This window comes from Tissierella carlieri (genome assembly GCF_018917285.1).
GTDB classification, from domain to species: Bacteria; Bacillota; Clostridia; order Tissierellales; family Tissierellaceae; genus Tissierella; species Tissierella carlieri.
On the sequence record NZ_JAHLOH010000042.1, the window covers coordinates 197,252 to 218,108 of the forward strand.

The 20,857-nt window shown below is 31.5% G+C and carries 20 protein-coding genes; 1 reads left to right on the top strand and 19 read right to left on the bottom strand.

What is annotated here, in order from left to right; genetic code table 11:
• The 6 genes from trpC to KQI38_RS14200 all read right to left on the bottom strand — a co-directional run bounded on the left by trpC (position 1) and on the right by KQI38_RS14200 (position 6,434).
• Positions 1 to 774 carry an indole-3-glycerol phosphate synthase TrpC gene (gene trpC, locus KQI38_RS14175; RefSeq protein ID WP_216560582.1) on the bottom strand — a complete coding sequence of 258 codons (774 nt, stop codon included), beginning with the start codon at positions 772 to 774 and terminating at the stop codon, positions 1 to 3.
• Positions 771 to 1,787 (bottom strand): anthranilate phosphoribosyltransferase, encoded by a 1,017-nt coding sequence (trpD, locus tag KQI38_RS14180; protein ID WP_246565851.1) that lies wholly within the window; start codon positions 1,785 to 1,787, stop codon positions 771 to 773. The genes trpC and trpD overlap by 4 nt, the downstream gene beginning before the upstream one ends.
• Positions 1,788 to 1,790: 3 nt before the next feature.
• Entirely contained in the window at positions 1,791 to 3,248 is a 1,458-nt protein-coding gene (gene trpE, locus KQI38_RS14185) for an anthranilate synthase component I (RefSeq protein ID WP_216560584.1), read from the bottom strand.
• A 508-nt stretch (positions 3,249 to 3,756) separates the two neighbouring features.
• The gene (locus tag KQI38_RS14190; RefSeq protein ID WP_216560585.1) at positions 3,757 to 4,335 is read right to left on the bottom strand and encodes a DUF5317 domain-containing protein; all 579 of its coding nucleotides are present in this window, start codon (positions 4,333 to 4,335) and stop codon (positions 3,757 to 3,759) included.
• Between the two features lie 5 nt (positions 4,336 to 4,340).
• Positions 4,341 to 5,588: an HD-GYP domain-containing protein gene (locus KQI38_RS14195; RefSeq protein ID WP_216560587.1), complete on the bottom strand. Its 1,248-nt coding sequence runs from the start codon at positions 5,586 to 5,588 to the stop codon at positions 4,341 to 4,343.
• A 234-nt stretch (positions 5,589 to 5,822) separates the two neighbouring features.
• The gene (locus KQI38_RS14200; protein WP_216560589.1) at positions 5,823 to 6,434 is read right to left on the bottom strand and encodes a hypothetical protein; all 612 of its coding nucleotides are present in this window, start codon (positions 6,432 to 6,434) and stop codon (positions 5,823 to 5,825) included.
• Positions 6,435 to 6,787: 353 nt separating this feature from the next.
• Here KQI38_RS14200 and KQI38_RS14205 point away from each other — a divergent pair, with 353 nt between their 5' ends.
• Complete coding sequence (locus KQI38_RS14205) at positions 6,788 to 7,819, top strand: 3D domain-containing protein (RefSeq protein ID WP_216560591.1); 1,032 nt, start codon at positions 6,788 to 6,790, stop codon at positions 7,817 to 7,819.
• Between the two features lie 48 nt (positions 7,820 to 7,867).
• Here the strand turns inward: KQI38_RS14205 and KQI38_RS14210 are convergent, their stop codons facing one another.
• From KQI38_RS14210 to KQI38_RS14270, 13 genes are all read right to left on the bottom strand, one after another.
• Entirely contained in the window at positions 7,868 to 10,468 is a 2,601-nt protein-coding gene (locus KQI38_RS14210) for an HD domain-containing phosphohydrolase (protein ID WP_216560593.1), read from the bottom strand.
• Positions 10,469 to 10,801: 333 nt separating this feature from the next.
• Positions 10,802 to 12,640, bottom strand: a complete 1,839-nt coding sequence (locus KQI38_RS14215) for an ATP-binding protein (protein ID WP_216560595.1) — start codon at positions 12,638 to 12,640, stop codon at positions 10,802 to 10,804.
• Between the two features lie 216 nt (positions 12,641 to 12,856).
• The gene (locus tag KQI38_RS14220; protein WP_338114476.1) at positions 12,857 to 13,852 is read right to left on the bottom strand and encodes a DNA double-strand break repair nuclease NurA; all 996 of its coding nucleotides are present in this window, start codon (positions 13,850 to 13,852) and stop codon (positions 12,857 to 12,859) included.
• A 102-nt stretch (positions 13,853 to 13,954) separates the two neighbouring features.
• On the bottom strand, positions 13,955 to 14,791 hold the full coding sequence (gene rsmI, locus KQI38_RS14225; protein WP_216560597.1) for a 16S rRNA (cytidine(1402)-2'-O)-methyltransferase: 837 nt from the start codon (positions 14,789 to 14,791) through the stop codon (positions 13,955 to 13,957).
• A gap of 54 nt (positions 14,792 to 14,845) precedes the next feature.
• Positions 14,846 to 15,577 (bottom strand): tRNA1(Val) (adenine(37)-N6)-methyltransferase, encoded by a 732-nt coding sequence (locus KQI38_RS14230; RefSeq protein ID WP_216560599.1) that lies wholly within the window; start codon positions 15,575 to 15,577, stop codon positions 14,846 to 14,848.
• A 104-nt stretch (positions 15,578 to 15,681) separates the two neighbouring features.
• Positions 15,682 to 15,849, bottom strand: a complete 168-nt coding sequence (locus KQI38_RS14235; RefSeq protein ID WP_094900372.1) for a DUF362 domain-containing protein — start codon at positions 15,847 to 15,849, stop codon at positions 15,682 to 15,684.
• A gap of 98 nt (positions 15,850 to 15,947) precedes the next feature.
• Positions 15,948 to 16,847, bottom strand: a complete 900-nt coding sequence (locus tag KQI38_RS14240; RefSeq protein ID WP_216560601.1) for a PSP1 domain-containing protein — start codon at positions 16,845 to 16,847, stop codon at positions 15,948 to 15,950.
• A 15-nt stretch (positions 16,848 to 16,862) separates the two neighbouring features.
• Complete coding sequence (gene holB / locus KQI38_RS14245) at positions 16,863 to 17,831, bottom strand: DNA polymerase III subunit delta' (protein ID WP_216560603.1); 969 nt, start codon at positions 17,829 to 17,831, stop codon at positions 16,863 to 16,865.
• Positions 17,832 to 17,846: 15 nt separating this feature from the next.
• Positions 17,847 to 18,140 carry a cyclic-di-AMP receptor gene (locus KQI38_RS14250; protein ID WP_235601265.1) on the bottom strand — a complete coding sequence of 98 codons (294 nt, stop codon included), beginning with the start codon at positions 18,138 to 18,140 and terminating at the stop codon, positions 17,847 to 17,849.
• A 3-nt stretch (positions 18,141 to 18,143) separates the two neighbouring features.
• Complete coding sequence (locus tag KQI38_RS14255) at positions 18,144 to 18,470, bottom strand: cyclic-di-AMP receptor (RefSeq protein WP_216560605.1); 327 nt, start codon at positions 18,468 to 18,470, stop codon at positions 18,144 to 18,146.
• Between the two features lie 4 nt (positions 18,471 to 18,474).
• Positions 18,475 to 19,107 carry a dTMP kinase gene (gene tmk / locus KQI38_RS14260; RefSeq protein ID WP_216560607.1) on the bottom strand — a complete coding sequence of 211 codons (633 nt, stop codon included), beginning with the start codon at positions 19,105 to 19,107 and terminating at the stop codon, positions 18,475 to 18,477.
• Between the two features lie 16 nt (positions 19,108 to 19,123).
• Positions 19,124 to 20,539, bottom strand: coding sequence for an aminotransferase class I/II-fold pyridoxal phosphate-dependent enzyme (locus tag KQI38_RS14265; protein WP_094900435.1), 1,416 nt, complete (start codon positions 20,537 to 20,539; stop codon positions 19,124 to 19,126).
• A 94-nt stretch (positions 20,540 to 20,633) separates the two neighbouring features.
• A complete protein-coding gene (locus KQI38_RS14270) occupies positions 20,634 to 20,825 on the bottom strand; it encodes a sigma factor G inhibitor Gin (RefSeq protein WP_094900368.1) in 192 nt (63 codons plus the stop codon).
• Positions 20,826 to 20,857 lie beyond the last annotated feature (32 nt).

The following is a 20,857-nucleotide window of genomic DNA, read 5'->3' on the forward strand; positions in this document are numbered from 1 at the left end:
TTATTCACCTCTTAATTCTTTTATCTTATCCTCAATAGATTTAGATTTCATAAAGCTCTCCCCAATTAGAACACCATCTACACCTATGGATTCTAGATACTCCATATCTCTTTTATTAGAAATACCACTTTCACTAACAATTACTTTATCCTTCGGTATATAGCCTATTAATTTTTCTGTAGTTTCAAGCTTTACTTCAAAGGTCTTTAAATTTCTATTGTTAATCCCGATTATATCTGCACCTGCATCTAATACCTTTTCTAGCTCTTTTAAATTATGGATTTCGACTAGGCACTGAAGATTAATGTCCTTAGCTATTTTTTGAAATTCATCTAATTGCCTCTTAGTTAAGAGGGATGCAATAAGCAAAATAGCATCTGCTCCTAATAATCTGGACTGATATATCTGATATGAATCGATTATAAAATCTTTTCTAAGTATAGGTACTTTTGTTTCTTGTTTTATCATCGATAAATATTCACCTTTTCCTAAAAAGAAGCTTTCTTCAGTCAATACAGAAATTGCATCCATCTGATTTTTGTCATAGATTCTACCCACGAGTATAGGGTCAAAATCTTCTCTTATAATTCCCTTTGAAGGGGAAGCCTTCTTTACTTCCCCTATTATATTTAATTTTCCTATGTTTTCTATGGCTTTCTTGAAGTCTCTGATATCCATGTTTTTAATTTGGCTTTTCAGCTTTTCAAGAGGCACAATCTCCTTCTCTATCTCTAATCTTATTCTCTTTAAAGAGATAATTTCCTCTAATATCATTTCCTCAACTCCTGACTAAGTTTAATCAGTTGATTTAATTTCTCCAATGCAAGTCCTTTATCTATCATCTCCTTAGATTTGTCTATTCCTTCTCCCAGAGAATTCACTACATTTCCTACATACATAGCTGCACCTGCATTTAATAAAACCATGTCACGTTTAGGTCCCTTCTCACCCTTTAATATATTTAACAAGATCTTTGCGTTTTCTTCTGGGTCCCCTCCTTCAACTTCTTCAATTTTAGCGAAGGAGATACCATAATCGTTAGGATCTAAATAATATTCGTGAATTTTATTATCTTTCAGTTCAGACACCTTAGTCTTTGCAGTAATAGTAATCTCATCTAATCCATCCATGCCATAGACTACCATAGCCCTTTTCAAACCTAATTTCCTTAGAACGTTTGCCAAAATAGATGTAAGATTTTCATTAAACACACCGAGGACTTGACCTTTAGGATTTGCAGGATTAGTTAAAGGTCCTAGAACATTGAATATAGTTCTTATCCCTAATTCCCTACGAGGATTTATAGCGCATTTCATACTCTGATGAAAATTTGGAGCAAATATAAATCCTATTTGCAGTTCATCTATACACTTTTTAACAGCTATAGGAGAAAGATCTATATTGACTCCTAAACTTTCCAATACATCTGCACTTCCACATTTGCTGGAAACAGATCTATTTCCATGTTTTACAATGGTCACTGATGCAGCAGCTGCTACAAAGGCTGATGCTGTTGAAATATTAAATGTATTTCTTTTATCACCACCAGTTCCACAGGTATCTACTGTATAGCTACTATTTGTTTGAATTTTTATAGCCTTTTCCCTCATAACCTTAGCAGCACCAATGATTTCTTCTATGGTCTCACCCTTCATACGGAGACCAGCAAGGATTCCTCCTATCTGAGAGGGAGTAGCTCTTCCCTCCATAATGGTATTCACTACGTCAAACATCTCATCTTCTGTTAAATCCCTATAATTTATAACCTTATCTATTGCTAGTTGCATAATTTACACCTCATTTCTAATACACTCCATAAGAACCTTTGCTTTCCTTAAGGTTTCTTCATATTCACTTTCAGGATTTGAATCTGCAACAATTCCAGCACCGGCTTGTATATATGCCATATTATCCTTGAATACTATAGTCCTTATGGCGATGCAAGTATCCATATTCCCATTAAATCCCAGATATCCTATAGCCCCTGCATATATTCCTCTTTTCTCATTTTCCAGCTTCTCTATAATTTCTAATGCTCTTAATTTTGCTGCTCCAGACACAGTTCCTGCTGGTGCGCAAGTTTTTATAACATCATAATGATTTAAACCCTTTTTCATTTTTCCTATTACGTGGGATACTATATGCATTACATGAGAATATTTTTGTACCTCCATGAACTGCTTCACTTCAACGCTTCCATTCTCTGATATTTTTTCTAAATCTTCTTTAGATAAATCTACTAGCATCAAATGCTCATTTCGTTCCTTTTCATCTCCTAATAAACTATTTATATAAAATTTATCTTCCTCTAAATTTTTACCCCTCGCCCTTGTCCCTGCAATAGGACAGGTTTCCACTCTATCTTGATTTATTTTCACCAACATTTCCGGTGAAGACCCGACTATATGATAAAATCCAAAATCTATATAATACATATATGGAGAAGGATTTAATTTTCTTAGTTTTCTATAAACCCTAAAAGGATCAATTTTTGTATGAAAATCAAATCTTTGAGATAAAACCACTTGTGATACTTCTCCATTTCTTATATAATCCTTAGTTTCTAAAACCTTTTTCATAAAACTTTCCTTTGTTTCATTGCTGGTATATTTAACTTCCTCCAGATATGACCTTGGTTCTTTTTCTATATAAAGTTTATTTTCTAATATTTCTTCTTTTATTTTTTCTAGCTTCAATACTCCTTCTTCATATATTTCTTTTAAGGAGTCATCTACTTCTAAATTTACAACTATCCTTATCCTTTGTCTTATATGATCATAGATAATAATATCTTTAGGTAATAAAAGATGTAAATCTGGAGTTTTTATGCTATCTTTATTTGTATTCTCTACTCCATAGATATTCTTTATTAAATCATAACCTATAAAACCTACAACTCCAGCTGTAAAGTCTTCTAGACTTTCTAATGAAGCCATCTTATATTCATCCATAATTTCTTGCACAATTTTAAGGGCGTCTCCCTCTTTATTTATTGTCTCATTCCCTTTAATTATTGTAATTTCATTGCCATAGGCCATAATCTCCATAAAAGGATTTCTTCCCATATAAGAATATCTGCCCCACTTAATTCCCCCTTCAACACTTTCCAATAGAAAGGTCTTTTTACATTTGCATAACTTACTAAATAAAGAAATAGGTGTTTCCATATCACCATCTATTTCCAATGAAATGGAAATTATTTTTCTTTCTTTACTTAATCCTTTAAATTCTTCATAATCTGGATACATAGTATATTCCCCCTTTTTTTAGTACAAAAAAAGCACTCCGTCCCTAATATAAGGACGAAATGCTCAGCACTCCGTGTTGCCACCTTTTTTAGATAATCATATATCCTATATGATAAAACAAAAAAACATTTCAATCCTAATATCTAGGACGAAATGTTAAATTTCGTTATGCCACCTAATATAGATAGTTGACTATCTCACTCTAAGGGTACGGAAATAATAATATTTCGATACCCCGTCTTTATAACGTAAGACACTCGGCTAATGATACTCTCCTAAGATTTCACACCGCTTCTCATGGAACCATTCAGCAGACCATCCGTATCAGGTTTCCACCATCCCCGACTCTCTAGACCTTCAAGTATTGCTTACTTTTTCCAATCAATGAATTTTTTAACTTTTCCAAAATTATAGTATTTAAAAATAATTTTGTCAACTATTATTTTTTTATATGTTGTTATCTTTTGATTTTATAAAATCACATTTTCAAAAAATATATATTTATACTTTAACTAAATAATTGAAAACTCCATCTTCCTCTGACCATGGCCTCTTGAAAAAACAAAAAAACTCCTATCATCAGAAAAATATCTCCAACACTTATTATTCTAGCTAAAGGATAGGGTCTTGGTATTACAATAACATCTGCTAGGTAAACAAGCTTAGTATCTTCTGTGACTAAAGAATGTTTTATATCAAAGGATTTCTCTGGCATATTTTCTGTATAATGTTCATATCCTGTAAATCCCTTAAAGGATACCGGCATTTTACCACCGTTAGCAAATATGACTATAAAGTTTAGCATAATTCCTATAAGAATAAACTTCATAAATTTCTTCTTAATATTGAGAATAACTCCTGCTATCATGATTAAGTATGTAAACAAAAGAATATAGACAAAATATTTATCAAAAAACTCTGGTCCTAATATAAGATTTCTGCCCTTCAACCAAGATATACATCCCTGAATAAGTCCTGCTATAAGAAACAAATACCATCCCTTTATATGCATATTTCCTATATTTCTTATTCTTCCTTTTCTAAATATGGCTACAATAAATCCAAGAACCATAGCTTCAATAAACAATGATATCACTCCCTTTCTCTTAAGATATCTGCAAATTTTTCTGCAATATCTGGATGAAATTGTGTTCCAGCATTATTTATAATCTCCTGTAAAGCCTCTTCCCTAGTCAGAGCATCTCGGTATGGTCTGTCTGAAGTCATTGCATCGTAAGAATCTGCTATGGATAATATATAGGCTTCCATAGGTATGTCATCTCCAGACAATCCATCAGGATATCCTTTACCATCATATCTTTCATGATGATATCTTACAATTCCAGAAATTTTCTTTAAAAAATCAACCTTACTAATTATTTCTGCACCAATACTCGGATGCCTTCGAATATCTTCATATTCCTTTTGAGTCAATGCTGTAGCCTTATTTAATATATTATCATTGATACCTATTTTACCAATATCATGTAAAATAGCCGCATTTTTAATATTTTGAATCTTCTCGTATGACAATCCATATGCCTCTGCTAATTTAACAGCATAACTTTCCACCCTAGAGGCATGTCCAGATGTATAAGGGTCTTTTGCCTCCATGGCAGAGTTAAAAGCTTGTATAGTAGATAGATATAGATTTCTTGTCTCTATATATAATTTAAAGGAATATCTTGCTAGTAATAATGGTCCAAAAAATAATAAAACAGCCCAATATCCATAGCCTATAAAAGCCAATGCTATAATTATACCTATAATACCTACAGCTAATGAACTTGCAAAGGTTCCTTTAATGTTAGAATACCAAACTTTTATAAATTGTTGTTTATTTAATAAGGACATTAAACCAGATATTATTATAGTATTAAAAATTGTCCCTAAAATTACTATTAAAATTGTTTGTGGTAGAAAGAATTCTCCTATCTTACCTCCAGTGCCTATATATATAATTCCCATGACAGATGTTACAATAATGCTCTGTGACATATTAAATACTGTAACATAATAAGGAGTGTTGAATAAATGAGTATATCCATATTCTGGGACATTAGGGCATCTAAATAATAGTCCTAAAAAAGATGATGTAGTACCTAATAATGGTCCACCTACTACGATAGATGCTAGATTTATAGCAGATCCTACAGAAACTCCTATTGAATTATTTGTTAATGGTATTAGTAAAGACTCAACTATAATTGTAAGAATTGTCCAAAATAATAGCATTTTTATATCTGTAATTGTAAAACTTGAAATTAAGAAACCATAAGCTATGATTGATATCAAGAAAAGTATTCCTATGTATATATATGTTTTTTTATTTGGTTTCAAATCACTCATCTCCTAATATATCTCATTCCGGCTAATAAATTAAAATATTATCTAATCCAAGTATAATTTGCTCCAGCTGATAAAACTAAAGCCAAAATGCTAAGCAAAACCATTAATATTCTTTTCATCGAATATAGCCCCCTTTTTAGGATACTATGTTGATTCGCTATTACAACACGCCATATTCGCTTCGCTATTTTTGTTAATGAGAAATTTATTAGCCGGCATTGATACCTACCTTGATGTAAAACGATTTAGAGCATCTAAGGTAGCTTTTACAACTGCCTCCTTATAATCACTTTTTATTAAACAAGAACCGCAAAATTTTTGCTCCAAACCTTCGCTGATACAAGTAATAACAACTATCACTACTTCATCCGTGGAGATGTTGACAGTTTTTATATCTTCTAATATAAAGGTTTCCTCATAACCATAAGCATCTTCCACAGTCTTTAATGTAACATCTACTAACATTCTATCAATATTTGTACTAGTATTTATTCCTATCCTTGAATTCTCAAAAATATCCTTATGGTTGTCCAAGGATACTTTCACCATAGCCTTTTGCCCATTATTATCATGGGATATTGACATTATCTTAAGCCTGTTTTCAATTTTCTTAAGACTATCATCTTGTATTTCTGCTATACTTATTTTCTTATGATCTACTTGAATATTATATGTAGCTATTAGAATAGATTGGATATCCCTAACTAACTGTTTGGCAGATCTATTCCTATTTGAAACTATATGAATTTCTTCAAAATTATTATCCTCTGAAATAATTTTACAAGAAACTACGGAATCTAATTTCTCAATCGTTTGTTCTATTATTTCTATATTCAATATTATCCCCCCGGATGCATATTTTTTTGAAATTCATCATAATATTGGTAAATTCCCTAAATTATAATTTGATTCTACCATTAATATATCTTAGTTACAACATAAAACTACAATAATAAGTATAAATAAGCCTCACTCTTATATAAACTTTATTAATATAATTGACCTTTTTATCCACTATAAAATAACAATTCTCATTTTTTATGAATAATTTTCCAGTTTTTGTATATGATATTCATATATAAAGAAACATTGTACAACCACCAGAATATTATGTGTATTATATCAAAAATTTGACAAACAATAAGTTTTTGATTACAATACAAGAATAGTTAAATTATAGGAGGTATATTATGGAAAATCATACAGTCAATAAGACTTGGAAGTTTATAGTCTTGGCTGCCCTCGCTATAGCAGTAACTGTATCTTTAGGGTTTTATATGTACCAGGGTAGTATTAATAATATTACCTTACAACTAGAAAATGAAGTTATAGAAATAGCTTCAACTGCTAGAACTTTGGAAGAATTACTTGAGAAAGAATCCATTCCATTCAATAAAGATGCTTATATTAATATGGACTTAGACACAGAACTTAAAGACAATATGAATATCATTATAAAAAATCCTAAGTCATATACTATTTCATTTGCTGGAGGAGAATACGAAGTAAAATCTTTTTACAGAACAGTAAGTGAAGTATTAGATGAACAAGGAATTGTATTAGGGGATAAGGACTTTACTTCTCCCAAGTTAGACGCTACAGTTTCAGATGGAGGAAATATCGAACTATTTAAAGTCGAGGAGGTGGTTGAAACCGTTGAGGATATTATTCCTTTTAATAAGATGGTAAATAAAAATAACAAAATGGATATTGGAACATCCAAAGTTGTTCAAAATGGTAAGGATGGGCTTAAAAAGTCTCATTTTAAAAAGGAATTTATCAATGGTAAACTACATTCAATAGAGTTGGTAAAGGAAGAGATAGTTACCGAACCTATTTCTGAAGTTGTAGAAAAAGGGACTAAGGATTTAATTGTTACATCTAGAGGTAATACTAGCTATAGAAAAGCTATAACTATGACAGCCACTGCCTATGACGCATCATTTGAAAGTACTGGTAAAAATCCAGGAGATAAATATTATGGTCTCACAGCCTTAGGTACAAAGGCTAGACCTGGCGTAGTTGCTGTTGACCCTAGGGTAATCCCATTAGGCACGAAACTCTATGTTCAGAGCCTTGATGGATCTAAAGATTATGGTTTCGCTATAGCAGAGGACACAGGAGGAGCAATCAAAGGAAATAAAATCGATTTGTTCTTCGAAACTTCTAGTGAAGTTAATAGATTTGGAAGAAGAAAAGTTAAAGTATATGTATTAAAATAAAAAAAGTTTCTTATAAAAGATTAGATTCCAGAAAGGAATCTAATCTTTTTAATCTTCTATCCATTTAGATTTCAGAACTTGCTCTACGAAGATCCTTGCCAGCTGAGGATCAAATTGTGTTCCAGCATTTCTTATAAACTCTTTTATTATTTCCTCATTTGATAAAGCTTTTCTATAAGATCTATCACTTGCCATTGCATCATATGAGTCAGCTATAGCTATAATTCTTGATACTAAGGGAATTTCTTCTCCTTTCAATCCTCTAGGATAGCCTCTACCATCATATCTTTCATGATGAGCCAATGTATACTCAGCTATTTGAGACATCTCATTTACTGTACTAAGTATTCTATATCCAATCTCAGGGTGTTTCTTCATATCTTCCCATTCTTCATCAGAAAGATATCCTGGCTTGTCTAGAATAGCTTCATTAATTGCAATCTTCCCTATATCATGAAGCAATCCAACATTTTCAAGTTCTTTTAATTTTTCTTCCTTCATACCTAGAATACTACCTAATTGTTGAGAAATCATTGCTACTCTTTTGGAATGTTCTTCTTCTCTTTTGTTTTTTTCGTATAATGCTGTCATTATAGTATCTATGGTCTTACTTCTCATACTAGGACCTTCAAATAATTTGTGAGTATACATATTATCTTCAGCCTTTTTTAATATCTCTGACATGTCAGTATCTACAGTGCATTTAGTTCCCAAGCCAAAAGATACAGATAATTCCATATTTGATAATTTGTCATTTGAGAACTTTTCATCTGCACTTAATGCCTTTAATCTTCCTATAATAGCTTCTGCTTCTCTTTCATTGGTCTGAGGTAGAATAATAACGAACTCATCCCCACTTATTCTTGCGATTATATCATCTTCTCTACAGCCTTTTTTCATTATATTTGCAATATCTTTCAATAATTCGTCTCCTGCCTTATGTCCAAAGGAGTCATTTATAAGCTTTAATCCATTTACATCTGCCATTACAATTGTAATAGGTAAATTTCTAGGAACGTCTAACCTCCTAAGTTCTTCTTCAAAAAATCTTCTATTATATAATCCTGTTAATTGATCTTTATAAGATAATCTTATTAATTTATCTTCCATTTTCTTCTTATCTGTTATATTTCTAGTTACTGATACTACTTCATCCTCATTAAGTTTTACTATTCTAATTTCATAATTTTCCATGCCTTTTGGAACCTCCAGACTATATTCAAAAGTTTCCATGACATCATTTTCTAATACATTTTTTATTTTTTTCATAGAAATCTCTGTTATTTCAGTTGAAAATAGGTCTTTAATCTTTTTCCCTATAAAATCTTCTTTTTCTATATATAGTTCCTGACTATCTGCTACTTCAACTTCAACAAATATTCCTTCTCTATTGATTACAAATAATATATCTGGTAAGACTTCTATAATCGCTTTATTTTTTTCCAATGCTTGCTTTAAATCTTTTTCAGATTTAACAAGCTTTTCATACTGATCTCTTATCTCTTCCTCCATTGCTGCTAGCTGCCCATAGGAAGCTTCTAACTCTTCATTTTGAGCTACTATTTCTTCAGTATCCTGCTCATGCTGCTGTAAGAATTCGTGGGTCTTATTTAATATAAAATTAATTGATTTTCTTAAATCAATAAAGGGGTCATTTTTCTCCATTGGTATTCTATATCCAATATTTCCTTCAATATTGATATTTCTAATATCCTTATCTAATTTATATACAGGCATTAGAAAATTTACCTTTTGCAAATAAGTAAAAGAGATAAAAATAATCATAGATATTGCTAGAGCAATCAAAAGTATTCTCCAGATATCACTATTATTGCCTCTAAATTCTTCTAGGGACATAAAATTTCCAATAATCCAGTCCGTCTTTTCTACAGGTTGATATGATAAATATCCTAGAACACCGTCTAATTCTACTTCTATTTTTCCAGTCTTAGTTTCTTTAAGTTTTTCATGAATTCCACGGCTTATTGAATTAATATTTATTAATTCAGAATCAAATTCGTATTTATATTTAGGATGGGCTAGTATATTTCCTGCATTATCAATTAGAAAAGAATAGCCTAGATCTTTGATTTTCGTATCTTCCACTATCTTTATAATCTCTTCCATACTGATATCAGAGGCTACAACGCCTAATAATTCTCCATTTTTATTATATATAGGTCTTGATATGGTGGTTATGAGTTTATTCTCAAGTGCATCTATATACACATCAGAAATCACAAGTTTATTTTCTTCAATTGCTTTTATGTACCATGGTCTTATTTTTATGTCGTAGTCTTTTGGCGGTTTCCAATTATCACTATTTATTAATTTATTATTTATATCACCGAGGTAAATAGATCTTATGGTGGTATTATTTTCTACAAGTCTTTTAAAATATTCTACTACTTCCTTATCTGACCATTCTCCTGTAGCTATAAACTCCGAAGCTGCAACGGTATATTGGCTATGATATTTTAAATTACTATTTATTTGATAACCTAGATGTTCTATAGATTTTTCCATATTTAGCTCTTTATCCTTAGTTATAACATTATTCAGATATCCATATTGAATTACCAATCCTATAGCAACAATGAAGGTCAGCAATATACCAAACAAATAAAATTTCCTTTGTATAATTTTCATATCCCCCACCTCGACAGTTTATTATAGACATATGTTTATTTTGACATAATATATCTATACCCATAATTTCCCATTACTCTTCTTAATAGACAGTTTTTTCTAAATATTAAAAAATATTGTTTGTAAGACAAACAATATTTTTATAACGAAGAGGAAAATCCTACTTCAATATTCTTATATAAGGAAATTGATCTTTATGAGTTTTAAGCAGATTTGCGAAATCTTTGATTTCGTCCGAGTTGCTTATGCAGTGGCAAAAAAGCTTCATTAATGTCTTTATACTTTAATAGAAGCTTTTTTTATAATACTATATTTTAAATTTATCAGTAATCCCTATATTTCTTTATATCTATATCCAAATATGGTTTCTTCTCTTTTTAGATGCCCCTTTTCCACCATTTGCTTTAATCTGCCTTCTAATGATTCTATAGTCATTGTAATGCCCGCTTCTTTTTCTATTTCTCCAATGATATGAATTAGTTCAGTATCATTTATAGGAAATTTTCCAGATATAATTTTCATAAATTTATCATCATCTTCTTTTTCTTTGCCTTTTAATTCATCAAATGGATTCTCTGTATGAGGGCTAGAACTTATAGCAGCTCTTATTCTTGCGAATATAGTTCTCCCCATAGAAGCAGATGAAATAAATACATCACCTGTCCTTAGGTATGGTAATCTCCTAGTTTCTTCCATTGTAAGGTCAGTTTCTTCCTTTATAGTTTGTATATCTGATGCTCTAACAGTTCTAAATATAAATTTGGTATTTAACTGTGCTGTAATGGTTTCATCTAATAATGTAGGCCTCTGAGTTGCTAAAATTAGAAATGCACCGTATTTTCTACCTTCTTGAGATATTTCCTTTAATATGGATTTAGATGGAGAATCATAACCCTTTGGCGCAAAGTTATGAGCTTCATCTGTAACTACTATAAATGGTGGAAAATACTCAGCATGAGTCTTCTTATACAAAGCATCTTTATAGTCTCTTCTCTTGTGATAAAGATTGTTTAATAGATAGGTACTAAATACCTGAAGTATCCTAGTATTTCCCTGAATAACCATTAGTTTTCCTCTTTGAAGCCCCTCTTCTATTTCTCGTATATCCTTTGAGAATACTCCTTCATTATCTAACCTCTTTAATCTCCACATTATTCCCTTTACGGAATTATATGGACAATTTTTATCGTATTTAAGATAGGTTTCCTTTCTTCTTTCCCATGCCTTTCTCTCTTCTTCTGAATCTGCATAATTAATTCTATTATCTATTCTGTCAATGGAACCTTCCTCTTGAGCCTCTGTTAGCATTTGTAACCTAGTGTAAAAACTATGATAAGAATCTCTCTTTTTAAATAATACATCTACTACATTATTCATAGCATCTGTAAGGTTTGAAGCAGCATCTAATAAATTCTTTAAATCTGAGGCTGCTAAATCTTCAAATTTTACTCCTACATGATAGCCTACTTGTAGACATTTGAACTTATCTTCAAAACTTATTATATTTCCTTCTAAATAAGGGGCTACATGGCTAAAGTCCATTTCAAAATGAGGATCTAATACTATAGTAGGAATGTTTTGTTTCATCAATTCTTCTAATAATACCCTAAGACCAAAGGATTTACCTGAACCTGAACCTCCGAACACACCGATATGAGGATAATGATGCATAGATTTTATATCTAATATATATGGAATTTCTCTTTGAGGACATAGCCCTTTTTCTTCAAAGGTATATAGAAGATTTTTATATTCCTCATCCATACCCAAAGCCATATCATCTGTATTTCTAATAACTCCTAAAACTAATCCATCTTCTTTTTTAGTCCTTATCATTAAATCCTTTACTTCATAAAATTCCGGCAATCTAATATCTGATCCAGTTTGTACTGGATATAAAGCTTCATTTAAAAGTCTTACTTTGGCTATATAAATGGTTTCTTCATCAATATTATAACCTAATGTTCTTAGGGACTCTAATACAGAAGAGTCTACAAAATCTCCTGCTATATTTAAAGGTATATATCTGTTGAAAGTCTTTGCCTCTACAACTTCTCCCATTAAATCTCCTTGATATGGATCTTCTATTATTAAAAACTCATTTATTCTAAAATTTCTGGTTTTGGAACCTATAAATACTTCCTGTTGAGTTGTAATACCCACTACTTTCATCTGCCTCTCACCTCTTATAATTAATTGACACTTCTTATCTAAAAATGTACCTACTGTTTTCGAATCTTATTCAATTCACAATGCACGATGCACAATTCACAATTGAGAACCTTAGATTCTTCGCTACGCTCAGAATGGCTGTCACCCTGAGAGAATCGAAGGGTCTTGGTTTTATCTTCTAATTGTGAATTGTGAACTGTGAACTGTGCATTGTCTTTAGTTTCTCTTCGCTCTTTCTGATATAAAAAACCTTTCATACAAATCTCTGTCCATATACCTTTCCATAAGTCCCTTTATCATAGCATCAGATATTTTGACCTCTTTATCTACTATATCCAGCCATAGAGGTACTCCTCTGCTATTTTCTGGAGTTAAAGTGAAAACTAGCCTTCCCATCTCCTCTAAATAGTCTTTCTGACTATCTATAATATCCATTCCTATAACCGTAGGGGCTAATGAGGACCTCATAAATACAGAAGAATATCCCGCTTCCTTCTTCTTGTTAGCTTCGTCATCTATAATTATCATCTCACCATACTCTAATTGCCCAAATAATAACTCCCTATCATAGGCATTTATGTTCATTTTAGGATATACCTCTCCTAGCTTATCTCCTATGATAGAAGTTTTTATGTCTTTGATAACCCCAACTAAAAGGATACCCTGTCTTTCACATTCTTCCCTTAATTCTACCCACAAATCATAGGAATCTATATTATATCTAATAAGTGAACCATCCATAAGAATTGCATAGGGCTTAAATCTCTTAGCAGCTTCAAGAGCAACTTCTACCTCTATACTAGCTAACAGCTTATTCCTCTTATCTACTATTATTTTTTCATCTTCTTCCAATATATTTTCTTCTCTTTCAGAAAATAATGGAGTATATATATCTGATTTAAATATAGGCTTGTCTTTAATTATAGTTGATTTGGCTAAACCTTGAAAGACATCTACAAAATGAGGATAAGCTCCGCCCATCCTATTTGTAGAACCATCCACTCCAACAATACCACCTTTGGCTTCATATAGAGCTAAATGATTGTTTTCTAATTTTTTCATTGATTTAATAGAACCTACATGCTCCTTTATAAATTCTCTTAATATATTTTTATCTAAAGACAATACTTCCTTATATTTGTCTTGTATTAAACTGTTTAAATTAGATATCTTTTCTTTTAATTCATTATGTATAGTATAAATGGCAATCACCCCTTTGTTTAGTGAATAGTGAATAACTAATAGTGAATAGTTAAAAAGACCCTAATCTTTACTTAAAACTATTCACCCTTCACTTTTAACTATTAACTGGTTTTATAACTTTTCACTGATTCTAATGCTTTCTTTATATACAAGGTTCTTCGGTACATTGTATTCTTCTGATACTTTTTTTACTGCTTCTTTTTTAGTAAGTCCTTCTTCTATAAATTGCCTTAACAATTGACCTATATCTATTTCTTCAACTTCTTTTACTTCATGATTTCCATCAACTATTATAACGAATTCACCTTTTACTCCTGAGTCTTTAAACTTCTCTAATGCTTGTGACGCTGTACCACGAAAAGTTTCTTCATACTTTTTTGTCAATTCCCTAGAAATAGAAATTTGTCTATCTCCTAATACTTCTTCCATATCCTCCAGCAAATTCATTAATCTATGAGGCGCTTCATAAATAATCGTTGTTTTCGTATATTCCTTAATCTTATCAAGTTCTTTTTTTCTTTCTCCCTTTTTAGAAGATAAAAAACCTTCAAAAATAAACTTCTCCGTTGATAATCCTGAAATAACTAGAGCAGTAATAGAGGCTGTAGCTCCTGGCAATGCAATTACTTCTATTCCTTCATCAATTGCTTGTCTTATAAGTTCTTGACCAGGATCAGATATACCTGGCATTCCAGCATCTGATACTAATGCAATATTTTGGCCAGAACTTAATTTTTCTATTAACTCAGTTCCTTTTTCCTTTATATTATGCTCATGATATGATGTTAAAGGCTTTTTAATATCATAATGGTTCAGCAGCTTAATAGTATGTCTAGTATCCTCAGCGGCAATCAAATCTACTTCTCCTAATATCCTTATGGTCCTAAGGGTAATATCCTCAAGATTTCCAATGGGAGTAGGGCATATATATAGAACTCCTCTTTCCATCTTATTTCTCCTTCCAATAAGTACGATTTTAGTGCATCTCCGGTCCTTGACAGGCTACCTAGAAGGGCCACCATAAATTATACTTATTTCATCTGTATAAGATCCATCTTCATTATACACTATCAATGGATCATAAAATTTCAAATCAGGTTTACCTGTCTTTACTGCTTCAATTAATACTAAATTAGGTTTTTTAGTTGATTTTGGCTGAACAAATCTTATGTATTTTGGCTCCAATTTATATTTTCTAAGGCTATAAATTATATCTACCAATCTATCTGGCCTATGAACCATATAAAATTTTCCTAATGGCTTTAATAGATATTCGCTAACTTTAATTATATCCTCAAGAGTACAAGCTATTTCGTGGCGGGATATGGCAAAATTCTCCTCAGGATTTACTAATGCTCCTCCTGCTTTCATATATGGGGGATTTGTGGTAATAGTATCTATTGTATTCCTGCCAAATTTTTCTGGTAACTCCTTTAAATCCATATTTAGGATAATAATCTTTTCTTCTAAATTATTTAATTCTATGGATCTTTTTGCCATGTCTGCTACTTCTTCTTGAATTTCTACACCATAGATTATATCCACTTTGTCCTTTGCATATAGCCTCAAAGGTATAATTCCCGTACCAGTTCCTAAATCTACTACTTTTCCCTTAGATTTTGCAAAGTGGGATAGGAATATAGCATCAGTACCGTAAGAAAATTTATTTTTATTTTGTATTATTTTAAAATCAGACCCCGGAATTATATCTATTCTCTCATCATCTCTTAACATAGAATTCTCCTTTAATTTCCTCTAATGGAACATAAAGTTATATAAACATATAATTTTATATCTCTTTTAATAAAAAAGACCCTTAAGGGTCTTTTTTCTAAGTACTATTCTGGCTTAGGTGCGTCTACTGGACAAACGTTAGCACATGCACCACAGTCAATACATTTTTCAGGGTCTATAACATAGATATCTCCTGCAGATATAGCGTCAACTGGACATTCCGCTTGGCAAGCGCCACATGCAATACAATCATCATGAATCTTATATGCCAATTGTTTCACCCCCTTGTTATGCTTGTATGTTAATACGATTTAATTTTAACAGATTTCGCTCAATATTAAAAGAGATTTTAAATTTATTTAACTTTTACCTAATCTTCTAAACTTTTAATATCTATTTCCTCCACGTCTATAACTTCCTGTACTAGCTCCATTACCTTCTCATATGCTGAATCTACTTCTCCCGTATCTTCTATCTCCTTAACTTGGAAGTATAATAAGTCATCTGTATTATCTTTTAATCTTACCTTTACTTTTACCTTTTCAAGCAGAGTAAATGTCTCAACAACAGTTCCTCTTCCCTCTGGGGTAATAACTATAGCTCCTACTTGTGGCATTTTAGCCAATAATTCCTCGTATACATCATGTTCATATTTTAGACAACACATGAGTCTTCCACAAAGTCCAGATATTTTAGTTGGATTTAAAGATAAAGATTGCTCCTTAGCCATTTTTATAGATACTGGCTCAAATTCACCTAAGAATTGCCCACAGCATACTACCTTTCCACAAGGTCCTATGCCACCTACCATCTTAGCTTCATCTCTTACTCCTATTTGTCTAAGCTCAATTCTGGTTTTAAATATAGCAGCTAAATCCTTTACTAACTCTCTAAAATCCACCCGGCCATCAGCAGTAAAATAAAATATTACTTTATTATTGTCAAAGGTATATTCCACATCGACTAATTTCATAGATAATCCATGTTCTTCTACCTTTTGTTGACATATGGATATTGCTTCATTGGCTTTTCTTTTATTTTCTCTATGAATATCAAAGTCTTCATCTAAAGCTACCCTAATAACTTTTTTTAGGGGAGCTACTATTTCACTCTCTGTAACTTCCTTTGGTCCCACTACTACATGGCCAAATTCTATTCCTCTAGCTGTTTCAACTACGACAAAATCATTAAATTTTACATCTATATCATCAGGGTCGAAATAATAAATTTTTCCTGCTTTCTTAAATCTCACTCCCACTACTGTTACCATTATAATTAATTCCTCCTATATACTGAGAAGCATAGTTTCTATGGATAAACTAAAGTTCACATTCCTTTTAATATTTATCTTAGTATCTTCTACTTTATATATTATATCATTAATTCTATTTAAATCTATAAAGGATTCCTTGGATAATATCTCAATCTTATCTTTATTTATTAAAAGGCCAGTGTTTCCTATTTCTTTATAAATAAGCAAATCCCTAAACCAATAAAGAATAATATCTAATATTTCCTCAATATTTTCCTTATTTTCATTAAAAAAGTCCATAGAAGTAAGAGCTTTTGTTTTATCACCCTTTAACAGACCATCTATTATCTTTATGATTTCCTCTCTTTTATCAAAAAAGCTATTTGATTCAGCTAATTCTATAGATTTCTCCACAGACCCCTTTGTAATACCTGCAATAAATTTAGCCCTATTCTCATCAATTCCATAGTCTCTCATTAACAAATCTATTATCTTAGAAATATCCAGTGGATAAAATTTGACTATTTGACATCTAGATAATATTGTTGGAAGTAATTTACTACTACTGGAAGTAACTAAAATTATATTAATATATTCTGGGGGTTCTTCTAATGTTTTAAGTAAAGCATTTTGACTCTCTAGTCTCATCATATCACAATCATCAATAATGAATACTTTTCTTTTACTCTCAAATGGGGACGTTGCCATGGAATTAATTAGTTTCTCTATTTCAAATTTTTTTATTATTCCCTTTTCAGGAGACAAAATTTTAAAATCCGGATGATTTTCACTATCAAATTTAATACAAGAACTACATTTATTACATGGTTCAGCCTGTCCTTCTCTACAAAGAAGTGTTTTAGAAAAGGCTAGGGCCAAATTTCTTTTCCCTAAGCCTTTTTCCCCTTCAAATAAATAGCAATGGCTAATACTTTTATTCCTTATGGAGTTTTTTAAAGCCTCTATTTGCTTTTCATGTCCTAGAATCTTATTAAAATCCATTTATATCCCTCAACTCTATATCTTCATATATTTATCTATATCCATTACAAATAGATTAGCGCCTCCAACAGTTATTTCATCATTTCCTGATTTTACTTTTTTGCTAACACATTCTTTTCTTATTAATTCTACTACCTCATCTACTTTATTATCTTCCACACCTATGAAAAGTGTAGTATTTCCAGATTTGAGAAAACCACCTGTTGAGGAAAGCTTTGTGGTTCTTATTTTATTTTCCATTAAAGCTTTTATAACTTTTGTAATATATTCATCTTGAATTATAGCGATAATAAGTTTCAAAGAACTCACTCCTTATATTTTAATATGTTTGTCTACATCAAGTATAAATACTGTTGCGCCCCCAACTTTTACTTCCAATGGGAATGGTATATAGGTATCTCCTGGCATAGTCACTGTAAGAAGGGATGTTGTAAGCTCCCTAGTTTTACAATTTTCCTCTATTACCTTTATTACAGAAGATACTTCTTCCTCATCTACCCCTATTAAAAGCGTAGTATTCCCTGACTTTAAAAATCCGCCAGTTGATGACAATTTTGTGACTCTAAATTCCTTTTCTGTTAAATCATCAATTAAAGCTCCTGCATCTTGATCCTGAACTATACATATTATGAGTTTCATACAATCACTCCCTTTTCTTAGTTAGTAAGTCCTCCACTTCCTTAATACTTTGCTCAAGAACTTCTTCTATTGATTTAGTAGCATCTATAACTTTTATGTTCTTTGGGTACAATTTTAAAAGTTCCATATAGCCTTCATAAACAGTCCTATGAAAATCATTGCCTTCCTGTTCCAGCCTATCTCCACCTTGATTCCCAGTTTTTCTCTCTAAAGTAACTTCTGGATCAACATGAAAGAAAAGGATTAAATCTGGATACACTCCTCTAATTGCAAAATCATTTATAGCTTTAACCTTTTCTATGCCTAACCCTCTTCCTACTCCTTGATAGGCTAAACTGGATAAAACAAATCTCTCACATAAAACCAATTTTCCTTCTTTTAAAGAAGGCAATATTTTCTCGTGGACATGCTGTCCTCTTGCTGCTGCATAAAGCAGTGCTTCTGTTTCATCACTTATACCAGTGTTTTTTTCATCTAAGACAATATGGCGGATTTCTTCGCCTATTAAAGTCCCTCCGGGTTCTCTAGTCATTACAAATTCTATGCCTTTATCTTTTAAATAATTCCCTATTAGTTTTATTATCGTTGATTTCCCTGAACCATCCGGTCCCTCTAAAGCTATAAAAAGTCCTCTCACCAAATATCTTCCTTTCTTATTCCACTACAACTAGTCTATCTTTATTATAGCCCATTAATCCTACTATTTCTATACCGTTTTCCATTAAGAAAGTAATTTGCTCATACAGTTCTTGAGTTATTTCTTCCCCAGGTACTACTAACGGTACTCCTGGTGGATACGGAATAATAGCAGTGGCAGATATTTTACCTATACTATATTTTAGCTCTCTTTGTTTTTTGTTGCCGTGATAAGCCTCATATATAGGCATTATAACTTCTGGTGTTGGTAATTTGATACTAACTGGTGTTATATCATCATATGGGGCTGTCTTTGCCAGATCTTCCACAGCAGCTATTAATCTTTCATAATCCTCTTCTTCATTCATAAAAGATGTAAGAGCTAAAGCATAGTAATAATCTGTCATTTCTAATCTTATATTGTATTTTGCATATAATTGCTTCTTTACTTGAGAACCTTTCATCCCATCTATTCTAAACAATATCTTTGTATTATCCTTTGCAAATATGGTTTTGTCATTTTCATCTCCAGTAAATACGAATACCCTATCTATAGCATTAAGTCTTTTTATAGTTTCTTCACATTTATCTATATTCCATTCTAATTTTTTCCTTGCCTCCATTGAGTCCATATAAGCTGTTGCTATTTCATTTGATGCAGTGAATAAATATGAAGGTGAAGTGGTTGTATACAGTTGAAATCTATCCCTAAGCTTATTTAAATCCACTCTATCAGTACCTACGTGAATCATTGATGTCTGAGTAAAGCTGGCCATAGTTTTATGTGTGCTATGAATTACTATATCTGCACCACATTCTAAGGCTGGCTTAGGAAGTCTCTCTGAGAAGGTCATATGAGGTCCATGTGCCTCGTCCACCATTAATATTCTATTATGCTTATGAACTATCTTTGCTATTGTTTCTAAATCAGAACATACCCCATAATAATTTGGATATGTTATGACTACTGCTTTGATCTCATCATCTTCAGTTAAAATATCATCTATATCCTTTGGATCTAAACCCGTCATTACATGGTATTCCTCATTATAGTTTGGATACATGTAGATTGGATTTAGTCTGTTGAGTATCATTGCATTATATACTGCCTTATGACAGTTTCTTTGAACTAGTATTTTATCTCCTGGCTTCGTTATTGTAGCTAATGCTATATATATACTTCCAGTTGAACCATTTACTGCATATTGGGTATATTTTGCACCGAAGACCTTAGCTGCTAGTTCTTGGCTCTCTTGGATGATGCCCCTTGGGTCTAGCAAATTGTCCATGCCTTCTGTTTCTGTTGTGTCTATAAAAGGTATATAGTCACCCCAATTAATTAGTGTATTTTTGCCTTTATGTCCAGGCATATGAAAAAAAACACTATCCTCTTCCATCAATCTTTTTAGCGCATCAAATACGGGAGTTTTCATTCCCAACCATCATCCTCCTAATCAAAATAAATTTTCTTACTTATTATATATCACTTTTACAAATATATAAACCATAAATTTAAAAAACCCTGTATTAATTTACAGGGTTTAGTTGGTGCTTTTCAGATATGTAATATCCTAATAAGATTCTAATGAGATTTTTATACAAATCATATGTTTCATCAAATACAGATGTCCTTGTAATTTCATCTATACATTCTTTGCAAATGCTTTGCCCAAGTAAATTTGTTATTACTCTATCGTTACCACATATTTTGCAATACATATATCTCACCCCTTACCTTTATTTCCCATTAC